Annotated in this window: 22 protein-coding genes and 1 pseudogene; 18 read left to right on the forward strand and 5 right to left on the reverse strand. The window is 70.1% G+C overall.

Features of this window, described 5'->3' with window-relative positions; all coding sequences use genetic code 11:
* Positions 1-33 precede the first annotated feature (33 nt).
* The 5 genes from ngcE (at position 34) to ACTOQ3_RS09335 (ending at position 4,619) form a co-directional block, all read left to right on the forward strand.
* Positions 34-1,446: an N-acetylglucosamine/diacetylchitobiose ABC transporter substrate-binding protein gene (gene ngcE, locus ACTOQ3_RS09315; RefSeq protein WP_440082953.1), complete on the forward strand. Its 1,413-nt coding sequence runs from the start codon at positions 34-36 to the stop codon at positions 1,444-1,446.
* 163 nt (positions 1,447-1,609) lie between these two features.
* A complete protein-coding gene (locus tag ACTOQ3_RS09320; protein WP_440082954.1) occupies positions 1,610-2,512 on the forward strand; it encodes a carbohydrate ABC transporter permease in 903 nt (300 codons plus the stop codon).
* Positions 2,512-3,423, forward strand: a complete 912-nt coding sequence (locus tag ACTOQ3_RS09325; protein ID WP_440082955.1) for a carbohydrate ABC transporter permease — start codon at positions 2,512-2,514, stop codon at positions 3,421-3,423. The genes ACTOQ3_RS09320 and ACTOQ3_RS09325 overlap by 1 nt, the downstream gene beginning before the upstream one ends.
* A gap of 136 nt (positions 3,424-3,559) precedes the next feature.
* Positions 3,560-4,135 (forward strand): hypothetical protein, encoded by a 576-nt coding sequence (locus ACTOQ3_RS09330; RefSeq protein ID WP_440082956.1) that lies wholly within the window; start codon positions 3,560-3,562, stop codon positions 4,133-4,135.
* Between the two features lie 13 nt (positions 4,136-4,148).
* Positions 4,149-4,619, forward strand: coding sequence for a hypothetical protein (locus ACTOQ3_RS09335; RefSeq protein ID WP_440082957.1), 471 nt, complete (start codon positions 4,149-4,151; stop codon positions 4,617-4,619).
* 119 nt (positions 4,620-4,738) lie between these two features.
* On the opposite strand, the gene ACTOQ3_RS09340 is transcribed toward ACTOQ3_RS09335, so the two are convergent.
* Together ACTOQ3_RS09340 and ACTOQ3_RS09345 are read right to left on the reverse strand one after the other, a co-directional pair.
* A complete protein-coding gene (locus tag ACTOQ3_RS09340; protein WP_440082958.1) occupies positions 4,739-5,422 on the reverse strand; it encodes a DNA alkylation repair protein in 684 nt (227 codons plus the stop codon).
* A gap of 82 nt (positions 5,423-5,504) precedes the next feature.
* Positions 5,505-6,194 (reverse strand): TetR/AcrR family transcriptional regulator, encoded by a 690-nt coding sequence (locus ACTOQ3_RS09345; RefSeq protein WP_440071073.1) that lies wholly within the window; start codon positions 6,192-6,194, stop codon positions 5,505-5,507.
* Positions 6,195-6,534: 340 nt separating this feature from the next.
* On the opposite strand from ACTOQ3_RS09345, the gene ACTOQ3_RS09350 reads away from it, so the two are divergent.
* From ACTOQ3_RS09350 to ACTOQ3_RS09370, 5 genes are all read left to right on the forward strand, one after another.
* Complete coding sequence (locus ACTOQ3_RS09350; RefSeq protein WP_440082959.1) at positions 6,535-8,058, forward strand: glycoside hydrolase family 3 protein; 1,524 nt, start codon at positions 6,535-6,537, stop codon at positions 8,056-8,058.
* Positions 8,059-8,124: 66 nt separating this feature from the next.
* Positions 8,125-8,826, forward strand: a complete 702-nt coding sequence (locus ACTOQ3_RS09355; RefSeq protein WP_440082960.1) for a pentapeptide repeat-containing protein — start codon at positions 8,125-8,127, stop codon at positions 8,824-8,826.
* Positions 8,827-8,932: 106 nt separating this feature from the next.
* A complete protein-coding gene (locus ACTOQ3_RS09360) occupies positions 8,933-9,838 on the forward strand; it encodes an SDR family oxidoreductase (protein WP_440082961.1) in 906 nt (301 codons plus the stop codon).
* Positions 9,839-9,963: 125 nt separating this feature from the next.
* Positions 9,964-10,755 (forward strand): ArsR/SmtB family transcription factor, encoded by a 792-nt coding sequence (locus ACTOQ3_RS09365; protein ID WP_440082962.1) that lies wholly within the window; start codon positions 9,964-9,966, stop codon positions 10,753-10,755.
* Between the two features lie 245 nt (positions 10,756-11,000).
* Complete coding sequence (locus ACTOQ3_RS09370) at positions 11,001-12,014, forward strand: nitronate monooxygenase (RefSeq protein ID WP_440082963.1); 1,014 nt, start codon at positions 11,001-11,003, stop codon at positions 12,012-12,014.
* Positions 12,015-12,189: 175 nt separating this feature from the next.
* Here the strand turns inward: ACTOQ3_RS09370 and ACTOQ3_RS09375 are convergent, their stop codons facing one another.
* Complete coding sequence (locus tag ACTOQ3_RS09375; protein WP_440082964.1) at positions 12,190-13,158, reverse strand: NmrA/HSCARG family protein; 969 nt, start codon at positions 13,156-13,158, stop codon at positions 12,190-12,192.
* A 94-nt stretch (positions 13,159-13,252) separates the two neighbouring features.
* On the opposite strand from ACTOQ3_RS09375, the gene ACTOQ3_RS09380 reads away from it, so the two are divergent.
* Positions 13,253-13,726: a MarR family winged helix-turn-helix transcriptional regulator gene (locus ACTOQ3_RS09380; RefSeq protein ID WP_440082965.1), complete on the forward strand. Its 474-nt coding sequence runs from the start codon at positions 13,253-13,255 to the stop codon at positions 13,724-13,726.
* Here ACTOQ3_RS09380 and ACTOQ3_RS09385 read toward each other — a convergent pair.
* Positions 13,612-14,190 (reverse strand): SDR family NAD(P)-dependent oxidoreductase, encoded by a 579-nt coding sequence (locus ACTOQ3_RS09385; RefSeq protein ID WP_440082966.1) that lies wholly within the window; start codon positions 14,188-14,190, stop codon positions 13,612-13,614. The genes ACTOQ3_RS09380 and ACTOQ3_RS09385 overlap by 115 nt on opposite strands.
* Before the next feature lie 81 nt (positions 14,191-14,271).
* On the opposite strand from ACTOQ3_RS09385, the gene ACTOQ3_RS09390 reads away from it, so the two are divergent.
* The 7 genes and pseudogenes from ACTOQ3_RS09390 to ACTOQ3_RS09420 all read left to right on the forward strand — a co-directional run bounded on the left by ACTOQ3_RS09390 (position 14,272) and on the right by ACTOQ3_RS09420 (position 20,005).
* Complete coding sequence (locus ACTOQ3_RS09390; protein ID WP_440082967.1) at positions 14,272-15,456, forward strand: low temperature requirement protein A; 1,185 nt, start codon at positions 14,272-14,274, stop codon at positions 15,454-15,456.
* 9 nt (positions 15,457-15,465) lie between these two features.
* Positions 15,466-15,675 carry an FAD-dependent oxidoreductase gene (locus ACTOQ3_RS09395; RefSeq protein WP_440082968.1) on the forward strand — a complete coding sequence of 70 codons (210 nt, stop codon included), beginning with the start codon at positions 15,466-15,468 and terminating at the stop codon, positions 15,673-15,675.
* A gap of 76 nt (positions 15,676-15,751) precedes the next feature.
* A pseudogene (locus ACTOQ3_RS09400) lies at positions 15,752-16,141 on the forward strand (FAD-binding protein); the annotation flags it as partial.
* A 285-nt stretch (positions 16,142-16,426) separates the two neighbouring features.
* Complete coding sequence (locus ACTOQ3_RS09405) at positions 16,427-16,657, forward strand: hypothetical protein (protein ID WP_440082969.1); 231 nt, start codon at positions 16,427-16,429, stop codon at positions 16,655-16,657.
* The gene (locus tag ACTOQ3_RS09410; RefSeq protein WP_440082970.1) at positions 16,641-18,296 is read left to right on the forward strand and encodes a ferritin-like domain-containing protein; all 1,656 of its coding nucleotides are present in this window, start codon (positions 16,641-16,643) and stop codon (positions 18,294-18,296) included. Before ACTOQ3_RS09405 ends, ACTOQ3_RS09410 begins: the two co-directional genes overlap by 17 nt.
* Positions 18,297-18,316: 20 nt before the next feature.
* Positions 18,317-19,033, forward strand: a complete 717-nt coding sequence (locus tag ACTOQ3_RS09415; protein ID WP_440082971.1) for an alpha/beta fold hydrolase — start codon at positions 18,317-18,319, stop codon at positions 19,031-19,033.
* Positions 19,034-19,075: 42 nt separating this feature from the next.
* Positions 19,076-20,005: an RNA polymerase sigma-70 factor gene (locus tag ACTOQ3_RS09420; protein WP_440082972.1), complete on the forward strand. Its 930-nt coding sequence runs from the start codon at positions 19,076-19,078 to the stop codon at positions 20,003-20,005.
* Positions 20,006-20,276: 271 nt separating this feature from the next.
* On the opposite strand, the gene ACTOQ3_RS09425 is transcribed toward ACTOQ3_RS09420, so the two are convergent.
* Complete coding sequence (locus ACTOQ3_RS09425; RefSeq protein WP_440082973.1) at positions 20,277-20,921, reverse strand: TetR/AcrR family transcriptional regulator; 645 nt, start codon at positions 20,919-20,921, stop codon at positions 20,277-20,279.
* Between the last annotated feature and the right edge of the window lie 35 nt (positions 20,922-20,956).

Below are 20,956 nucleotides of genomic sequence, written 5' to 3' on the forward strand. Positions count from 1 at the left end.
CCTTCCACTCCCAGGCCACTTCCAGGAGGAAGCATGACCCAGCTATCCAGGCGCGAGCTCCTGCGCAGCGCGGCCCTGGCCGGCCTCACCCTGCCGGTCATGTCCGCGTGCGCCACCCCCGCGGGCAACGGCGGTGGCGCCGCCTCCTCGGCGCCCGTCGTCGGGGCCACCAGCGCGGCCAACCCGCTCGGCTTCGCCGAGGACAAACCCCTGGAGGTCTGGATCTTCGACGGCGGTTTCGGCGACGCCTACGCCACGGACGTCCACGAGCCGCTGCTCAAGGCCAAGCACCCCAAGCTGGAGATCAAGCACAACGCCACCAAGGAGGTCGCCAAGACCCTCCAGCCGCGCTTCGCCGGCGGCAACCCGCCGGAGTTCGTCAACAACTCCGGCGCCAACGCGATGGACTTCGGAGCCCTGGTCCAGGACGGCCAGCTCGCCGACCTCACGCCGCTGTACGACGCGCCGAGCTGGGACGACCCCGCCGTCAAGGTGCGCGACACGATCGACCCGAACGCGATCGAGCTGGGCAGCTACGACGGCAAGCCGTACGTCCTCAACTACGCCAACACCGTCTGGGGCGTCTGGTACTCGCAGAAGCTCTTCGAAGCCGAGGGCTGGCAGGTCCCCAAGACCTGGGCCGACTTCCTGGCGCTGTGCGAGACCATCAAGAAGTCGGGCAAGATGGCGCCCTTCACCTACGCGGGCAAGCACCCGTTCTACATCTACGAGGCCATCCTCACGCTCGCCGCGAAGATCGGCGGCAAGGACGTGCTGAAGAACATCGACAACCTCCAGGACGGCGCCTGGAAGGCCGAGCCGGTCAGGCAGGCCGCGGAGGCCTTCGTCGAGATCGGGTCGAAGTACCTGTTGCAGGGCACCGCGGGGCTCGACCACGTGCAGACCCAGACGGCGCACAACAAGGGCCAGGTCGCGATGCTGCCCTGCGGCTCCTGGCTGGAGAACGAGCAGAAGGACTCCACCCCGGCCGACTTCGGCTACGCGATGTTCACGCTCCCCGACTTCGGCTCCTCCGACGCCCTCCCGTACGGCACCCTGCACGCCCAGCCGGGCGAGGAGTACGTCGTCCCGGCGAAGTCGGCCAACCCCCGCGCGGGCCTGGAGTACATGCGCGCCATGCTCTCCAAGGAGGGCGCGGGCAAGTTCATGGAGCTGGTCTCCACGCTCACGGTCGTCAAGGGCGCCGGCGAGGGCCGCACGCTCAAGCCCGGCCTGAAGAGCGCCTCGGCCGCGCTGGAGGCGGCGGGCGACAACGCCGTCTGGTTCCTGTTCCGCAAGTGGTACGTCGAGATGCACGACGAGGTGGCCGCCGCGACCGGGCAGCTCATGGCAGGCAAGCTCACCGTCGACCAGTGGGCGGAGCGCGCGCAGCGCAAGGCCGACGCCCTCAAGAAGGACTCCTCGGTGAAGAAGTTCAGCCGGTGACGACGGCACGCGGCGGCGGGCCGTCCGGGGGACGGCCGGCCGGCCACCGGGCACGGCGGGACGGGACGGCGAGCCGTCCCGGGAAGGACGACCAGGTCATGAACCATGGGGGAACGGCGCCGGCAGGCGGCGGCGAGCCACCGAGGGGAACGGCAGGCCGGCGATGAACCACGGCAGGACACGGTTCGTCACGGGATTCCTCGCGCTCCCGGTGGCGCTCTACCTGATCTATGTGATCGCGCCCTACGCGCAGGCCTTCTACATCGCGTTCACCGACTGGCGCGGGGTGAACGCGAGCCCGCGCCTCGTGGGCCTGGAGAACTTCCAGCGGCTGCTGGCCGACAACGTGTTCTGGCAGGCGGTCAGGCACAACCTCGTCCTGCTGGTCCTGATGCCGATCCTCACGCTGGGAATCGCGCTCTTCTTCGCCTTCCTCCTCAACGCGGGCGGGCGGGGCAACACCGGGGGCATCTGGGGGTCGAAGTTCTACCGCGTGGTGTTCTTCTTCCCACAGGTGCTCGCCGTCGCCGTGGTCGCCGTCCTGTTCCAGCAGGTCTTCAGGCCCGACCGCAGCGGCATGCTCAACGCGCCGCTCATCGCCCTGGGGTTCGAGCCGATCGGCTTCCTGTCCAGCACCGACGTCGCGTTCTGGTCGATCCTCGCCGTACTGGTCTGGCAGGCGGTCGGCTTCTACGTCGTGCTCTTCTCGGCGGGCATCGCCTCCATCCCGCGCGACCTGTTCGAGGCGGCGGCGATCGACGGCGCCGGGGGACCGCAGCTGTTCCTGCGGGTCACGCTGCCGCTGCTGTGGGACACCATCCAGGTCGGCTGGGTCTACCTCGGCATCGCCGCGCTGGACGTCTTCGCCATCGTGTGGGTGATGACGGCCGAGCACGGCGGCCCGGACCACTCCACGACCGTGATGGCGGCGGAGATCTACCGCACCGCCTTCCAGTACTTCAAGTTCGGCTACGCCTCCGCGATGGGCGTGGTGCTGTTCTTCTTCACCATCGGGTTCGCGGCGCTGGCCCTGCGCCTGTCGCGGCGTGAGCGGATCGAGTTCTAGTGGCGGACGTCGTGATTCCCCGGAGCAGGGCCCTGGCCCGCGAGGAGCGCAGGAGGCGCCTGGGACCCCTGTCGGCCCTGACGCACGTCGCGCTGCTGGTCTGGACGGTCCTGGTGGTCGTGCCGATCGTGTGGACGTTCCTCGCGTCGGTCAAGAGCGAGGACGAGATCTTCGGCGACGCCTGGTCGCTGCCGGCCTCCCTGCGCCTCGACAACTGGGCCCGCGCCTGGGAGCAGGCGCACATCGGCCAGTACATGATCAACAGCATCGTCGTGGTGGCCTTCGGCACCTTCGGCACGATGCTGTTCGGCTCGATGGCCGCGTACGTGCTGGCCCGCTACCGGTTCCGGGGCAACCGGACGATCTACCTGCTGTTCGTCTCCGGCCTGGCCTTCCCGGTCTACCTGGCGCTGACCCCGCTGTTCTTCGTCGTGCAGAACATGGGGACGGTCCCGGTGATCGGCCCGTACATCGGGCTGAACACGCACGGCGGGCTGGTGCTGGTCTACATCGCGTACTCGCTGCCCTTCACCGTCTTCTTCCTCGCGGCCTTCTTCAGGACGCTGCCGGGGGCGGTGGCCGAGGCGGCCTTCGTGGACGGGGCCTCGCACGCCCGGGTGTTCTTCCAGATCATGCTGCCGATGGCGAAGCCGGGCATCGTCAGCGTGACCATCTTCAACGTGCTCGGCCAGTGGAACCAGTACCAGCTGCCCCTGGTGCTGCTCAACTCCGACCGGGACAAGTGGGTGCTCACCCAGGGCATCGCCGACATCTCCACGGCCGCGGGCTACGACGCCGACTGGTCGGCCCTGTTCGCCGCGCTGAGTATGGCCATCCTGCCGATGCTGATCGTCTACACGCTCTTCCAGAGCCAGATCCAGAAGGGTCTCACCGCGGGCGCGCTCAAGTAGTGGCCGCCGTCCCGGTCCTGATCGCCCCCACCGGCATCGGGCACGCCGCCGCGCTCTCTCCCGCCGGGGCCCTGTCCGCGACACCCTGGATCGGCGTCGTTGACGCTCTCGAATAACGAGAGTTATCGTCAGCTATATGAGAGCGTTGGCTCCCGAGCTCATGCCCATCTTCCGGTCACGACTCCAGGCACGCCTTCTGGCCCACCTGTTCCTGGCCGCCGACGAGGAGTTCACGATCACCGACCTGGCCGGTTTGCTCGGTTCTCCTCTTCCCACCGTCCAGCGCGAGGTTCATCGCCTCGTGCGCGCCGGTCTCCTCGGGGAGCGCAAGATAGGCAGGGCGCGGCTTGTCAGGGCCAACACCGAGACCGCCGCCTCGCGGCCACTGGCGCAACTGCTGGCCGTCACCTTCGGTCCTCCCGCGATCCTCTCCGAGGAGTTCGCGTCGGTGTCCGGGATCGAAAGGCTCGTCATCTTCGGCTCCTGGGCCGCGCGCTATCACGGCCGGCCCGGCCCCCAGCCCAACGACGTGGACCTCCTGGTCATCGGCTCGCCATCCCGGGGGGACGTCTACGACGCGGCGGAGCGAGCCGAGCGCCGTCTGGGTATTTCCGTGAATCCGGTGTTACGGAGCGTATCCGCGTGGGAGTCTGGCGGCGAAGGCCTGCTCCGCGAGATCGCGAGCGGGCCGACGGTCGTGGTGGAGGTCTAGAGGGAGATCGGCAGTGCAGTGGACCATCGGCGAAGCCGCGATCCGCAAGCTTCTCGACAATCGTGAGCTCCAAAGCGTTCCTCTGGCCGATCACATGGCCGAGTCGATGCTCGAATCGGCGCGAAATCATCTCGAATCGGTGGAGCTGATCCGTGACACCGACCCCGACGGCGCGTACGCCCTCTGCTACGACGCCGCGCGGAAGGCTTCCGCCGCGCTCCTGCAGGCCCAGGGGCTGCGTGCCACGTCCGCCGGTGGTCACATCGCCCTCAGAGAAGCCGTCACGGCTCAGTTCGGGCAGACGAGGGAAGGCGCCCCTCTCCGCCGGCTCGACCACATGCGGCGCAGAAGAAACGTCCTCGAATACTCCGGCCAGCCCAGTGAGGCGGTCACCGGCGACGAACTCGACGAGGCGACCACATGGACAGCCGAGATCATCGACTTCTGTGAACGCCTTGTGCCGCGACTCGGCCTCTTCCCGTAGAAGCCGCTTCGCGGACAATGATCACCGGGATCATCGTTCGCCGCAGGACCGGCATGTCCGGGTCCGGAAGGGGCGGAGCACGGTCTTTCTGGGGAGATGACGCCGACGCGGCACCCGGGTCATCGGTTCGGGAGGTTCTTCAGGGCCTCGCGGCGGCTCAGGCCGCTGATGCGGGTGTGGTCGACATAGCGGACGACCTCGCCGGGGTTCGTCTTGGCGTACTCGCGCAGAGCCCAGCCGATCGCCTTGCGGGCGAAGAAGTCGTTGTCGGACAGGCTCGGCTCGATGCAGGCGTACAGCAGGCCGGTGTCGGTGGCGGACTTGAAGCGGTTCTGGCTGAGGATGGCCGTGCGGCGCTTCCACAGGTCGCTGCCGCGGGCCCAGCGGAGCATGAGGGGGCGCATGGTGTCGGGGAAGGCCGCGAGCAGGCCGCCGACGCGGTGGACGGCGAGCTCGTCGACGTAGTCCCACCAGGCTCCGGTGACGATCATCTCCTCGTACGCCGGCAGCGCGTCGAGCGTCTGGAAGGCGCGATAGAGGCGGAAGCCGGTCAGCTCGATCGCCGCGTAACGCTCCTCGCGGTATTCGGCCCCGCGCCACAGGGCCAGTGTCGCCTCCCGCCACGCGGACGCCGTGTCGACGGGATAGTCGGCGAAGACCCGCTTCAGCGCGGCGCGGCGGGGAGCGGCCTGCACGCCGAGGAACGGCATCGACGACTTCATGTAGGCCTGCATGACCGGTGCCTTGGCGGGGTCGGCCACGTCGGTGAGCGCCGTTCGCACGGCCTTCTGCAGTATCTCCATGCTCGCCCACCACTTCCCGTTCGCTTCGCGGACGCTTGATTCTCACAGGCCGCGCCGCTCGCCGCGCCGGGTTCCGCGGGCGTCATGCCTTCTGGCTGCTCCGCTCGCCGGTCGCGAGGCCGTCGAACAGGACGGTGATGTAGTGCTCGGCGAGGCCGGTGGTGTTGAGACGGCCTCCCGGGCGGAACCAGCGCACCGCCACCCAGATGGTGTCGCGGATCATGCGGTAGGTGAGCTTGGGGTCGACGTCGGCACGGAACAGGCCGTCGGCCTGGCCGAGCTTGATCTGCTCGACCCACATGCGCTCGACCTCGTCCTCGGCCTTGACCAGGTAGTCGAAACGGTCGCCGGGCAGGGACCTCAGGTAGTTCCAGTCGTTCTGCATGACGGTGATCGCCGCGCGGTGCGGCTCCAGCGTGCTGAACCCGATGCGCACCATCTCTGAGAGGATCGTGCGGGGGTCGCCGCTTCGGTCCAGGGCGGTGCGGTAACGGCCGACGAGGTCGTCGAGGAAGGTCGTCAGCACCTCGTCGACGATCGTCTCCTTGGAGTCGAAGTGGTGGTAGAGGCTTCCGGACAGGATGCCGGCCTCCTCCGCGATCTCCCGGACGGTGGTCGCCTGGAAGCCCTTGCGGGCGAAGAGCTCGGCGGCGAGCTTGACGAGATGGTCGCGGCGCTCCGAGGCGGGGCCGGATGTGGCCGCGCGCCTGGTCCCGCCCTGGCGCCTGACCGGGGTGGTGGTCGCGCCGCCGGAGTTCTTTCGCGTGTTCACGCCCCCATTATGAGCCCTTGCGCAATCGCTTGTTCACCGGAACGCGCCGGCTCACTCCTGTTCCCGGCTCTGGCCGAACGCTTGCCGCGTTCGCCGCGGGGCGGGCGGCGGACGGCTCTCGTTCCCGTCTCCGTACCAGCGGACCTCGAACCCCTCCATCGTCCCGATCCGCAAAATCATGAGCCGAAGGCCTATGGTCAGCCCACTAGCAATTAGGAAACTTTCCTATTAGATTTGCGCAAAGCCGCTGTGGGAGCGCTTTCCCCAGGGGTCCGGTACAACGTGGTGTCTGCGCGTCTTCGGCGGGAAAGCCGACCGGCCGTCAGGCGAGGAGGAGTGAATGAAGCGCGGCCCAGAGCTGCTCCGCCTGGCGGAGACGGTGGTCTTTCCCGGCTTCGAGGGCAAGTCCCCGCCCGACTGGCTCCGACGCCGGCTCGGCGAGGGGCTGGCCGGGGTGGTGCTGTTCTCCAGGAACATCGCCACCCCCTCCCAGGTGGCCGACCTCACGGCCGCGCTCCGGGAGGAGAACCCCCAGGTCCTGGTCGGCATCGACGAGGAGTCGGGCGAGGTCACCCGCCTGGAGGCCGCGGGCGGGAGCACCCGGCCCGGCAACTTCGCCCTCGGCGTGGTCGACGACACCGGCCTCACCGAGGAACTCGCCGCCGACCTCGGTCGCGACCTGGCCCGGGCGGGCGTCAACCTCAACTTCGCCCCCTCGGCCGACGTGAACTCCAACCCCGACAACCCGGTGATCGGCCTGCGCTCCTTCGGCGCGGATCCCGACCTCGTCGCCCGGCACACCACCGCCTGGATCCGGGGCATGCAGTCGGCGGGAGTGGCCGCCTGCGCCAAGCACTTCCCCGGCCACGGCGACACCTCGGTCGACTCCCACCACGGCGTGCCTCTCGTCGCAGCCCTCCCCGGGGAGCTGCGCGACGTGGCGCTGCGGCCCTTTCGCGCGGCCGTCGAGCAGGGGGTGCGCACGGTCATGACCGGGCACCTGCTCGTCTCCGCCCTGGACCCCGCGATGCCCGCCACCCTCAGCCGCCCGGTCCTGCACGACCTGCTCAGGGTCGAGCTGGGATTCGAGGGCGTCATCGTCACCGACGGCATCGAGATGGCCGCCGTCTCCGGCCCGTACGGCATCGGCGGGGCCTCGGTCCTCGCCGTCGCCGCGGGCGCCGACGCGATCTGCGTGGGCGGCGAGCACGCGGGGGAGGAGACCGCGATCGGGATCCGCGACGCGATCGTGGACGCCGTGATGGAGGGCAGGCTCTCCGAGGAACGGCTCGCCGACGCCTCCCGGCGCGTCTGCGAGCTCGCCCTCTGGACCACGACCACCCGCCGGAGCGCGCTCTCGGGCCCCGGCACCTCGGGCCGTCCCGGCACCCCGTCGATCGGCCTGGCCGCCGCCCGGCGGGCGCTGCGGATCACCCGCCGCTCCGCGGCCGCGGTGTTCCCGCCGGCCGCCCCGCCGCACGTCGTCGAGCTCGCCCCCGAGATGAACCTCGCCATCGAGAAGGACACCCCGTGGGGCGTCGGCGAGCCGCTCGGCAAGCTCCTCCCCGGCACCACGGTCACCCGGCTGGCCGCCTCCACGGCCACCGGAGGCGCCATCGAGGCCGTGCTCGCCGTGGCGGCCGAGCGTCCCCTGGTCATCGTCGTCCGCGACGCGCACCGCCATCCCTGGCAGGCCGACGCGCTCCGGCACCTGCTGGCCGCCCGCGCCGACGCCGTCGTGGTCGAGATGGGACTGCCCGGCCGCTCCGACCTCGGCGCCGTCCACATCGCCACCCACGGGGCCTCCCGCGTCTGCGGCCAGGCCGCCGCCGAGCTCCTCGCCGGAGACACGGGCACCGCCTGACCGGGCGGGCCCCGCCCGGAGTACGGCGGCCGGGATTCTGTCGGGGCGAGCTGCTTGAATCGCGGGATGAATGCGGCGCAGTTGCTGGCGGACCAGCGGGAGATTCACGGGGTCGATCTTGCGGGGCTCTCGCTCGGCGATCATCTGACCGGTGACGGGCCCTACGTGTTCAGGGAGTGCGATCTCACCGGCGCGGACCTCGCCGGGGCGTCGCTGGTGGAGGCCTCGTTCGAGAAGTGCGTGCTGGAGGGGGCCGACTTCCGCCGCGCGGACCTGGACGGGGCGCGTTTCTCCGGCGGCGGGGGAGCGGGGCTCAGGTTCGCGAACGCCGAGCTCGTCGACGCGACCTTCACCGACGTCGACCTGTCGGGCGCGCGCTTCGAGCTGGCCCTGCTCACCGACGTCACCTTCACCGGCTGCCGCATGATCGGCGCGGTGCTGTCCGCCTGCCGGGGCACCGGCTACCGGTTCGACGGGGCCAACCTGGCGCTGGCCGACCTCACCGGCTGCTCGTTCCGAGACCTCCACCTGCGGGGCGTTCGCTTCGACGACGCCAACCTGTCGGGCTGCGACTTCACCAAGGCCGTGTTCGAGGACTGCCGCATGATCGGCGCCCGGATCGTCGAGACGGTCTTCACCAAGGCGGACCTGCGCGGCGCCGACCTGGGAGAGGTCGACGACACCCGGCTCCGGTCGCTGCGCGGAGCGGTCGTCAGCCCCACCCAGGCCGCCCTGATCCTCGCCGCCCGCGGCCTCACCGTGAACTGACGGCTCGGGACCCTCCCGGCTTCGCCGTACCGGTTAAAGATCGCATCTAGACATGAAAGATGAACAGCCGGGAAACTCTGCATGATCGCGGCGAAAGGGGCCTGGCATGGGCGGGATCTGTGACGGGCGTGTGGTGATCGTGACCGGCGCCGGGCGCGGCATCGGCAGGGAGCACGCCCTGGAGTTCGCCAGGCAGGGGGCCAGGGTCGTGGTCAACGACCTCGGCACCGGCCGCGAGGGCGACGGGCGTTCCGCGGGGCCGGCCCTGGAGGTGGTCGAGGAGATCCGCGACCTGGGCGGCCGGGCCGTGGCCAACAGCGACGACGTCACCGAGTGGGGTGGCGCGGCCCGCCTGGTCAAGACGGCGCTGAGCGCCTTCGGGCGGCTGGACGTCCTGGTCAACAACGCCGGCTTCGTCCGTGACCGGATGCTGGTCTCGATGACCGAGCAGGATTGGGACGACGTGATCCGGGTCCATCTCAAGGGCCACTTCCTGCCGCTGCGGCACGCGGGCGCCCACTGGCGGGAGCGGTCGGAGGCGGGTGACCCCGTGGACGCCCGGGTGATCAACACCTCCTCCGGGGCGGGGCTGTTCGGCGGCGTCGGCCAGGGCAACCACTCCGCGGCCACGGCGGGCGTCGTGGCACTCAGCCGGGTCGCCGCGGCGGAGCTCGGCCGCTACGGCGTCACGGTGAACGCGATCGTCCCGACCGCCCGCACCCGGATGACCGAAGGGGTCCTCACCACGACGACGGCCGGGCCGGCGGACGGCTTCGACGCCATGCACCCGGCCAACATCGCGCCGCTGGTGACCTGGCTCGGTTCGGCCGGATCCCGGCACGTCACCGGCAGGGTCTTCGAGGTCGAGGGCGGGGCCGTCTCCCTCGCCGACGGCCGGCGGCGCGGTCCCCGTGCCGACCGGGGCGCCCGCTGGGACCCCGCCGACATCGGCGACGCCGTCGCCAAGCTCCTCCTCGACACTCCCGACCCGGAACCGGTTCGCGGAGCTTAGAACCTTTGACACATGGTCCGTCCGTCATGGTCGCGTGGCTTGACAGGCAGCCATATGGCTGCCTAATTTAAAGGCAGCCGAAAGGCTGCATATCGACAAGCGGCAACCTGGGTACGGGGGCGGGCATGGACGAGGTGTTCAAGGCACTGGCCGATCCGAGCCGGCGCGCGCTGCTCGACTCGCTCAACGCCCGCAACGGGCAGACGCTGCGCGAGCTGTGCGCCGGACTCGACATGGCCAGGCAGTCCGTCAGCAAGCACCTCGCGGTGTTGGAGGAGGCCGGGCTCGTCGCCACCGTGCGGCGGGGCCGGGAGAAGCTGCACTACCTCAACGCCGCGCCCGTGCACGAGATCGCCCACCGGTGGATCAGCCGCTACGACCGCGCCAGGGTCCAAGCCCTGGCGGACCTGAAACTCGCCCTGGAGGAGACCCCGATGGACGCGCCGACCTTCGTCTACACCACCTACATCCGCACCACCCCGCAGAAGCTCTGGCAGGCGCTGACCGAGCCCGCCTTCACCCGCCGCTACTGGGCCACGGAGTTCACCACGGACTGGTCCGTCGGCTCGCCGATGACCTGGGACAACCACGGCGTGCTGATCAGCGACCCGGAGCAGGTCGTGCTGGAGGCCGAACCCTACAGCCGGCTCTCCTACACCTGGCACACCATCACCCCGGAGCTCGCCAAGCGCTTCGACTGGGACGAGGAGCTGTTCGACCGGCTGTCCGGCGAGGCCCGCTCGAAGGTCACCTTCACGATCGAGGAGGCCTCGCAGGTCGTGAAACTCACCATCGTGCACGACGGCTTCGAGCCCGGATCGAGCCTGGCCGAGATGGTCAGCCACGGCTGGCCGAACGTGGTGGCGAGCCTGAAGTCGCTGCTGGAGACCGGCGAACCGCTGCCGGACGACGCGTGACCTCCCCGATCGAACCGCCCCACCTGCCACCGACGGCCGCCCGGCCGCCCGGCCGGGCATCGCCGGGCGCCTGACCTGGAGCGAGGTGGCGCCGGGCGGTGGCATAGGCTTCCAGAGCCTGACGGAGACAACGGGGACGACGGGGACACCGCCCGTGGTGTGCCCGGGTGGTGTGGCCGTCGGGTCCCGTTCGCCGTCGCGGCGCCGGTGGCAGGGCCACGAAGGTGCCGGGGGAGGAGATGCCGATGTCCGATCCGGTGCCGTGGCCGTTCAGGCTTCCGGTCGTGCAGGCTCCCATGGCCGGTGGGGCGTCCACGCCCGAACTGGCCGCGGCCGTGTCCGAGGCCGGCGGTCTGGGCTTTCTCGCGGCCGGCTACAAGACGGCCGCGCAGACGCGCCAGGAGATCGAGCGGACGCGCGAGCTCACCTCCCGCCCGTTCGGGGTGAACGTGTTCATGCCCACGGCCGACGACGTCGATCAGGCCGAGATCGACGCCTACGCGCGGGTCATCGAGGGGGAGGCGCTGCGGCTGGGCGCCGATCTGGGGGTTCCGCGTGGAGGCGACGACGATTTCCCGGCCAAGGTCGCGGATCTGCTGGCGGACCCGCCCGCGGTGGTGAGTTTCACGTTCGGCTGTCCGGAGGACGAGCTGATCCGGGCGTTCCGCGACAGGGGGACCACGGTGATGGTCACGGTGACGTCGGCCGCCGAGGCGCGGCTGGCCTCGGCGGCCGACGTTCTGTGCGTCCAGGGGGAGGAGGCGGGTGGCCACCGCGGGTCGTTCACCAACGCGGACGTCGAGGCGATGAGCCTGGAGCGCCTGCTGTCCCGGGTACGGGAGGCGTCACGGCTTCCCCTCGTCGCGGCCGGTGGCGTCACCACGGCCGCCGACGTCTCCCGGGTCCTGTCCGCGGGAGCGGTCGCGGCCGCGGCGGGCACCGCTTTCCTGCTCTGCCCCGAGAGCGGCACCGGCGCGGTCCACCGTGCGGCGCTGACCGATCCCCGCTTCACCCACACCGCCGTCACCAGGGCCTTCACCGGACGTCCGGCGCGCGGCCTGGCCAACCGGTTCATGACGGAGTACTCCACCCGGGCCCCCGCGGCCTATCCGCAGCTCCACCACCTGACGGCGCCGCTGCGGCGCGCCGCGGCGGCCCACGGGGACGCCGAGGCACTGCACCTGTGGGCCGGGACCTCCTGGAGCCGGGCACGGAACGCGCCGGCGGCGGACATCGCCGCGGACCTGTCCGCGATCTGAGAACGGCCTCCGAAATCTCCTGCGGCCTCTTCGCTGACGTACGGCAGGTTCCACCTAGCCGACGATGCGTCTTACTACTCCAGCAAACCTGTAGACAGGGCAGCTCCCGATCTTGTGACACGGCTCCGCGACGTTACCCGGGGGCGACCACGCGCGGGGAGGGGACGGGTGCCGGTCAGCGCGGGATGGTGTCGCGGTGGGCGGCCAGCCACGTGTCGAACGACTGCAGCCTCGGGTTGAGCTCGCGCAGCAGCTCGACGTCGATGAGCTCGGCGATGTCCGGGGCGGCCGCGATCAGGTACTGGAGCATGTTGCCGACCTCGCCCGCGCCCGGGAACCCCGCGGCCCGGATCATGTCGGGGCTGACCGCCTGGTAGGTGACGGGCTCGCCGAGCGCCAGGCTCAGCGCGGCGGCGTACTGCGCGCCGGTGAGCACGGACCCGGCGACGCTCACCCGCCTGCCGGCCATCCCGATCCCGTGGCGGAAGATCCCCAGCGCGGTCCTGCCGACGTCCTCCGCGGCCTGCGCGGCCACCCGCGCCTCGCCGAACCCGAGCGGCAGCACCAGCGCGCCCGTCTCGTCACGCCGGGGCGCGAACATGTCCCGGAACGCCTCGTAGTAGACGTTCGCCTGCAGGAAGGTGGTGGGCACGCCCGACTCCAGGAAGAACCGGTCGGCCTCGGCCTTGCCGTCGGCGTGCGGCACCTTATACGAGCCCTCGAAGCTCGGCGTCCCGTCGCCCGGCCGGAAGTAGCTGCGGGTGTCGGACAGCGTGGACCAGACGAAATGCCGTACACCGGCCTCCTGTCCCGCCCGCGCCGCGTTGCCGGCCTGCTCCTGCTCCTTGGTGGTCGCGGGCCGCGCCCGCTCCTCCTCGGGCGTGCGAGGCTCCCAGAAGTTGGTCACCACGAAGGCGCCGTGGGCGCCGTCGAACGCCTTGCGCAGGCTGCCCGCGTCGTCGAGATCGGCCCCGACGACCTCGGCCCCGAGCGCGGCCAGCTCCCCGGCCCGCGCCGAGCCCGGGTCCCGGGTCAGGGCTCGCGCGGCGAACCGCCCACTGCGGTCCTCGAGGATCGCGCGGACCAGCCCGCCCCCTTGCGCTCCGGTCGCACCCACCACGGCGATGATCTGCTGCTCGCTCATAGAGACAAAACCCTCACGTGTTCAGATTGATGTATCAACCCAGCCACCATACAGCGCCAGGTTGATGCGTCAAGCAAAGGGTAGAGTGGGCGTCATGGGATGGGAACAGGAACTCGGCGAGGCCGACCGGATGTGGCGCACGTACATCGAAATGGCCAAGCACCTCGGCTCGCACCTGCAGCAGCACCTGCAGCGCGAGTGCAACCTGTCCGCGGCCGACTTCGAGGTCCTGGTCCGGCTCACGGAGTCGGAGCGGCGGGAGATGCCCGTCGCGGAGGTGGCCGCCGCGACCCAGTGGGAGAAGAGCCGCCTGTCCCACCAGCTCACCCGGATGGCGCAACGCGGGCTGGTCGAGCGAGTGGACTCCAACGACCGCCGCTACCCCGACGTGCGGCTCACCGACAAGGGCTACGCGGCGATCAACAAGGCCGTCCCCGAGCACACCGAGATGGTTCACGCCCTGTTCGTCGACGTGCTGGGGCCTGAGCGGCTGGCCGGCTTCGCGCAGGCCTGCGCCGACGTGCTCCGCGCACTCGACGAGCACCGGGAGCGGGACTGCTCGTTGTGATCATGCTCCCGCGCCGCGGAAAGCACCCCTGGGGTGTGGCGAAAAACGGAGATCATTCGTGCCCCGACTACCCCTGCTCCCCCGGGTGGCCGCGCCGGCCGCCGCGTGTCTGCTGTGTCTGATCCGTTGGGCGGACGAGGATCTCGTTGACCGCGACGTGGTTCGGCTGGGTGATCGCGAAGACGACCGCACGGGCGGATGTCCTCGGGTCGCAGGGTGCGCATGGAGACGACCATTTCCCGCGCCATGTCCCCGATCGCGGGGTGGGTGATGTGACTGGCCAGCTCGGTGGCGACGAAGCCGGGCTCGATGATCACGACACGTAGGCCCTGGGTGGTGACCTCCTGCCGCAGCGATCCGGAGAAGGCGGTGATGCCGAACTTCGTCGCGGCGTAGACACCGGCGTTGGGCCGACGCGATCCGGCCCGAGGTCGAGGAGTGGCCTCCCGACTTGTGACGACCACCGCGACGAGCTGTCACAGATCGCGACTCCGTCCGGTCTTTCTTGGCGAACCGAACGCCGCAAGAGCGACAGGAGCGTGAGCGTGCCCTCAACCAGGACCACCACCCGGATCCGGGTCAGGATGAGCTCGCGGCCCGTCGACGAGCCGCATCGCGCGTCGAGCCAGCTCGAGCTCCTCTTCGATCTCACCTTCGTGGTCGCGGTCGCGGCCATCACGGCGCAGTTCGCGCACGCCATCGCTGAAGGTCATGGCCTGGCCGGGCTGGTCCCGTTCCTCCAGGTGTTCTTCGCGATCTGGTGGGCGTGGATGAACTTCACCTGGTTCGCCTCGTCCTACGACACCGACGACGTTCCCTACCGGCTGCTGACCATGGTGCAGATGGCGGGGGTGCTGGTCCTCGCCGCCGGCGTGCCCGCCGCGGCCGACCACTCCGACTACGGGATCATCACCCTGGGCTACCTCATCATGAGGATCGGGCTTGTAGCCCAATGGCTGAGGGCCGCGTTCGAAGACCCGGCGAGCCGCCGTACGGGGCTCCGCTACGCCGCGGGCATAGGTCTGGTCGAGTTGGGCTGGTTGCTCCGGCTCGCTCTCGCGGAGGCGGGCCTCCTGCCGGCGTCACTCCAGCTGCCGTTCTTCGCCTGCCTGGTCGTCCTGGAGCTGGCGGTGCCGTGGTGGGCGGAGCGGGTCAGGGCAACCACCTGGCACCCGCACCACATCGCCGAGCGCTACGGCCTGTTCACGATCATCCTGCTGGGCGAGAGTGTCCTGGCCGCGAGCAGAGGGGTTGAAGGGGCGCTCGAAGCGGGTCCCCTCGTCGTCATCGCCGGATCCGGTCTCGTCCTGCTGTTCGCCCTGTGGTGGCTGTACTTCCTGGTCGAGGCAGGGGAGGGGCTCAGCGACCGGCGTCATCGGTCGTACTGGTGGGGGTACGGCCACTTCGGCGTCTTCGCCGCGCTGGCGACTCTTGGCGCCGGGCTCGAGGTGGCGGTGGAGCAGAGCGGGCGCCAGGTGGCGGCATCGCCGATGGCGATCGGCTACGCGGTCGCCATCCCGGTCGGGGTGTATCTCATCCTGCTCCGGGCGGTGCACGCGCTGGTCGACGCGGACTCCGTCATTCCCCGCACCGCCGTGGCGGGGTGCGTCGGCGCCGTCGTGTTGTCGCCGCTCGCGGCGCCGTGGATCGGGGTGGCCGCCGTGGTCGCGCTGATCGCGACCGCCTGCGTCGCGCTGGTCGCTGTCGCCATCTGGGCGGCACGTGGCTGAAGGAGCATCATGCACGCATCAGAGAACAGAATCGCCACGTCCGTCCTGGTCATCGGGACCGGAGGGGCCGGGCTGCGGGCGGCCATCGAACTCGCCGAGCGCGGGGTGGATGTCCTCGCGGTCGGCAAACGGCCGAAGGCGGACGCGCACACCTCGCTCGCGGCGGGCGGCATCAACGCGGCCCTCGCCACGATGGACCCCGAGGACACCTGGCAGTAGCACGCGGCCGACACTCTCAAGGAGAGTTACCTGCCGGCCAGCCCCGAGACGGTGCGCATCGTGCGACAACGCGGTCTTCGGCGCGTACGGGTTCAACCTGACCGACGGCAGCCGCTACGTCATCCATGCCGATGCGGTGATCCTGGCCGTGGGCGGGCACACCCGGATCTGGCGGCGCACCTCCTCCCGGCGTGATGAGAACACCGGCGACTCCTTCCGCCTGGCCGGCCTGGCCGGCTGCCGCGTCCGCGACCCCGAGCTGGTGCAGTTCCACCCATCTGGTCTCATCGCGCCGGAGAACGCGGATGCTCTCCCGCTCCGACCACCCGGAACTCGCCCCCGCGCTGCAGGTCAACCTCGTTGGTCCGGCCCCGGATCGGTGGAGCGGGAGAGCATCCCGCCGATTCCCGCCGAGATCGCGGCGCTCATGCGCGAGGTCTCGGCCGTGGGAAAGCTCGTCGAGTAGCCGGATCTTGTCACAGGTGCCAGGGCTGTCCTGTCTTAGCTGGCGATCGGGCCACATCACTGAACGGGGGAAGTTGTTGTGACCGCGTCGGCGATGGTCGCCGAGTTCGACGATCGGGCTCGAGGTTCTCGAGCAGCTCGACCAGCCCGGCCGGGCGCCTCTGTAGTGGTCGTGGCGCGCCGACCAGGTCGCCGCGGTAGTCGCCCGCCTGTTCGCCACCGGCCAGATCGCCGTCCGGCTGATCCACGCGGTCAGCAGGCCGGCCGTAGAACCCATGGAGGAGACATGAGCACCCCGAACGGTGAGAACGAGTTCCTGTACGAGCTCCACGTCGAGATCGAGGAGGAGCTGATCATCGCCGAGGCCAGCCACCCTGAGGAGGAGATGGGGCAGCCGGTCACCGAGTGGCTGTACGACCCGACGGACGTCGAGCGCGAGAAGATCGCTCTGCGGGTGCTGCGCGACGCGGTCGAGGTGCTGGAGGACGGCCCGCGGCCGGGTGACGACGTTGCCTGAGCCGCGGATCGACACGCTCGCCGGCCTCCGCGAGCACCTGCAGTGGGCGATCGAGCTGGAGCACGCGACGCTGCCGCCGTACCTGACCGCGCTGTACTCCCTCGACCCGGAGCGCAACCCGGCGGCCGTCGAGGTGGTGAGCAGCGTCTTCGTGGAGGAGATGCTGCACCTGGCGCTGGCGGCGAACCTGCTCAACGCCGTCGGCGGCGCCCCGCGGCTCGACACGCCCGAGATGCTGCCGCCTCACCCCCGCAAGCTGCCCCACGGCGACCTCGAGCTGTCGCTGGTGCCGTTCGGCCCGGAGGCGCTGGAGATGTTCCTGCGCCTGGAACAGCCCGCACCGCCCGGCGCACCGCCGGAGGACGACAACTACGAGACCATCGGGCAGTTCTACGCCGCGATCGAGCAGGGGTTGCGCTACCTGTGCGACACGCTCGGCGAGAAGGAGGTCTTCTCCGGCGACCCGGCCCGGCAGGTGAGCGACGGCCACTTCCGCCATACCGGCGGCAGGCTGGTCGCCGTCACCGACCTCGCCTCCGCGCTGGACGCGCTTGAGGAGATCGTCGAGCAGGGGGAGGGCACCGCCCGCAGCGAGGTCTGGGACGGTGACCAGGACGAGGTCGCCCATTACTACCGCTTCATGGAGCTGAAGCTCGGCCGCCGCTACCGGCGCGGGGACACCCCTGAGTCCGGGCCCACCGGTGAGAAGCTCTCGGTGGATCTCACCGGGGTGTTCCTCCTGACGCCCAACCCTGCGGACCGCGCCGCGCAGGAGGAGTTCAACCACACCTACTGTGCGATCCTGCACCTGCTGGAGGTCGCCTTCAACGGCAGCCCGACGATGCTCGCCGTCGCTACCGGGGAGATGTACGCGCTCAGGGCCCAGGCGCAGAAGCTGATGCGGCTGGGCGGCCCCACCTTCGAGTACGTCCCGCCCGAGCTGCGCCGCTGGAGCGCGGGCGACCACCAGCGGATCGTCGTGCTCCGCAACGGGCCGTACGTCGTGTACGGCCGCATCCCCCTGCGGCGCAAGCGGAAGATCGTCTCCGCCGAGCAGAAGAACGCGCTCACCTGGAAGACCGGCGAGCCGCTGGAGACCGAGGAGATCTATGCGCTGTGCCGCTGCGGCCATTCGGGCGCCAAGCCGTTCTGCGACGGCACCCACGCCGCGATCGGCTTCGACGGCACCGAGGCCACACCGATGCGGCCCTACCAGGAGCTGCAGCACGTGCACGACGGCGTCGGCATCTCCGCGCAGCGGGTGGGCGAGCTGTGCATCCACGCCGCCTTCTGCATCGGCCGCACCAGGCCCATCGCCGAGACGCTCGACGACACCGCCGACAGCGACGTGCGCTCGAACATCATGGGCCGCATCGATCACTGCCCCTCCGGCTCCTACAGCTACGCCCTCGAACGCGGCGGAGAGACGATCGAAGCCGACCTCCCGCGCGCCATCTCGGTGCTGGAGGAGGAGGGCGGCCTGGCCAGCGCGCTTTGGGTGACCGGCGGCATACCCGTCACCCGGTCGGACGGCCGGCCCCTGGAGACCAGGAACCGGATGACGCTGTGCCGTTGCGGCCACTCCGGCAACAAACCACTGTGCGACGGCACCCACCGCGAGATCGGCTTCCACGAATGAACGACCAGAAAGGCAATCCCATGAACCAACCCGTCGTCCTCCTCGTCCACGGCGCCTTCGCCGAGTCGGCCAGCTGGAACCGCGTCATCCAGCGCCTGCGCAGCAACCAGCTCACCACGGTCGCCGTGGCCAACCCGCTGCGCAGCGTGGAGGGCGACGCCACCTACCTGCGCGACGTGATCAATGGCATCGACGGCCCTGTCGTTCTGGCCGGCCATTCCTATGGCGGCATGGTGATCAGCCAGGCGGCGGCGGGCAACCCGGCCGTGCGCGCCCTGGTCTACGTCGCCGCCTTCGCCCCCGAGCCCGGCGAGAGCGCGCTGCTGCTGTCGAGCAAGTTCGAGGGCAGCACGCTCGGCCAGGCGCTGCAGGCCTACCCGGTGGCCTCCGGCGGCAACGAGTTCCGCATCGACCCCGCGAAGTTCCACCGCCAGTTCTGCGCCGACCTCGACACCGAGGAGGCCACGCTGATGGCCGCGACCCAGCGGCCGGTGACCGAGCGCGCCCTGTCCGACGGGCTCGCCGTCGACGAGGCGCCCTGGCGCACCATCCCGTCCTGGTTCGTCCACGGCGACAAGGACCTCAACATTCCGGCCGCCGCACTGCGCTTCATGGCCGAGCGCGCGGACTCGCGCGGCACCCGCGAGGTCGCCGGCGCCTCCCACGCGCTCGCGGCCTCCCAGCCCGACGCCGTGACAGCGACTATCCTCGAGGCTGCCGACCACGCGCGAGGTTGACGAACCCCTGCCCAGGCCAACGGGCGAATCGATGTGGGGCACATGAACGCGGAATCCCCGGAACAGGCGGACGCTCTCGATCGAGCGGCGTCCGCCTTCATCGAGCTGCGCCCGCGGCTGTTCGGCATCGCGTACCGGATGCTCGGCAGCGCGGCCGAGGCCGAGGACATCGTCCAGGAGGCGTGGCTGCGCTGGCAGGACACCGACCGCGAGACCATCGAGAACCCGCCGGCCTTCCTGGCGCTGGTCACCACCCGGCTGGCCATCAATCTGGCCCGGTCGGCGCGCGTGCGGCGCGAATCCTACATCGGCCCCTGGCTGCCGGAACCCGTCGACACCAGCCTTGACCCCACCGTCGGCGCGGAACGGGGCGAAGCGCTGGAGCTGGCCGTCCTGCTGCTGATGGAAAGGCTCAATCCCACCGAGCGCGCCGCGTACGTCCTGCGCGAGGCCTTCGACTACCCCTACCCGCAGATCGCGGAGATCCTCCGGCTCACCCCCGTCAACGTCAGGCAGATCGTGAGCCGCGCCCGCAAGCGCCTGACCGCCGTACGGCACGAGCCCATCGACAGGGTTGAGCACCGACGCCTGCTGGAGACCTTCCTCGACGCCGCCCAGACGGGAAACGTCGGCGCCCTGGAGAAGCTCTTCGCCGCCGACGTCGTCAGCTCCTCCGACGGCGACGGCATCAGGGGATCGGCGAAGTTCCCCGTGCTGGGCAGCGAGCGGGTGGCCAGGTTCGTGGCCGCGTTCTCGCCGTGGTTCTGGCCGGGCGCCGCCGTCACGTGGGTCGAGATGAACGGCCTGCCAGGTGTGCTCGTCGACCGGGACGGCAGCGGCGTCGCCCTGCTCGCCATCGAGGCCTCCAGGGAGGGAATCCACCACCTGCTGTGGATACTCAACCCGATCAAGATCGAGGCATTCGAGCGGTCTCGTAGCCGCTTTGTCGGCTCTTCACAGATGAGGGTGTAGCCGTGGGCTGGGCCTGCGGGTCTTGGGCCACCCCTCATGCTGTCGTTGGGGGTTTCCATCCGGGAGCAGAGCCGTGGACGTTCGGGTCCGCCGCTGAGACTCTTGTCGGCCGTGCTGATGCCAGGATGGTCGAGGTGGGTCGACACATCGGCACTCCCTCCTTCGTTGTCCGTCCCGGGGACGCCTCGCGAACGCCCTTGGGGCCCACAGCCTCGATTGCTTAGGCAGCAGCTCCTTGGTGGCGGTGGGGCTCATTCGCGGTCGGCGGGATTCAGTCGTTGGTAGACGGCCCTGGTCCAGTCGCGGCGTACCGGGCGACGATGGTGCGGACGGCCTCGTCGACCACCTGAGCGACGCGTTCGGCGCTCACCTCCCAGCCCGGCACCAGGAGTGTCGGCCAGAAGACGTAGTTGGAGATCATGCCCAGGAACTGGGTGGCTGCGAGGTCCACGTCTTCGACCCGCACCGTTCCCGCCTCGTGCTCGGCTAGGAGGTAGCCGCGTACGGACTCGAAGTAGGGCATCTTCCCGTGCGAGAACTGCGCATTGGCGAGTTCGGGGAATCGCGGCAGCTCGGCGATGACGATTCGGAACAGGTCGGTCATCTGGGCGCGGCTCAACAGCTCGGCGTAGCGGCGACCGATGGTGCTGAGCCCATCGACAACGTTGCCTGCCGGCGGAGGATCCTCTTCGTCGGCGGTTGACCAGGACTCGGTGACCATGGCGTCGAACAGGGCAGCCTTGCTCGGAAACTGCTTGAACAAGGTGGCCCGCGAAACACCCGAGCGCTCTGCGATCCGCGCCAGTGACGTCCGGTCGTAGCCCAGCTCGAGGAACAGTGCGGTCGCGGCCGTCACGATCAGCGCGCGCTTCTCCTGGGCGATGCGCTGGTGATACGTCGTCACGACCCTGCTCATGGGCCGAGTATACGAGGTGAGTGGCTTGACTCACC

This window comes from Streptosporangium sp. LJ11 (assembly GCF_051918945.1).
Classification (GTDB): domain Bacteria; phylum Actinomycetota; class Actinomycetes; order Streptosporangiales; family Streptosporangiaceae; genus Streptosporangium.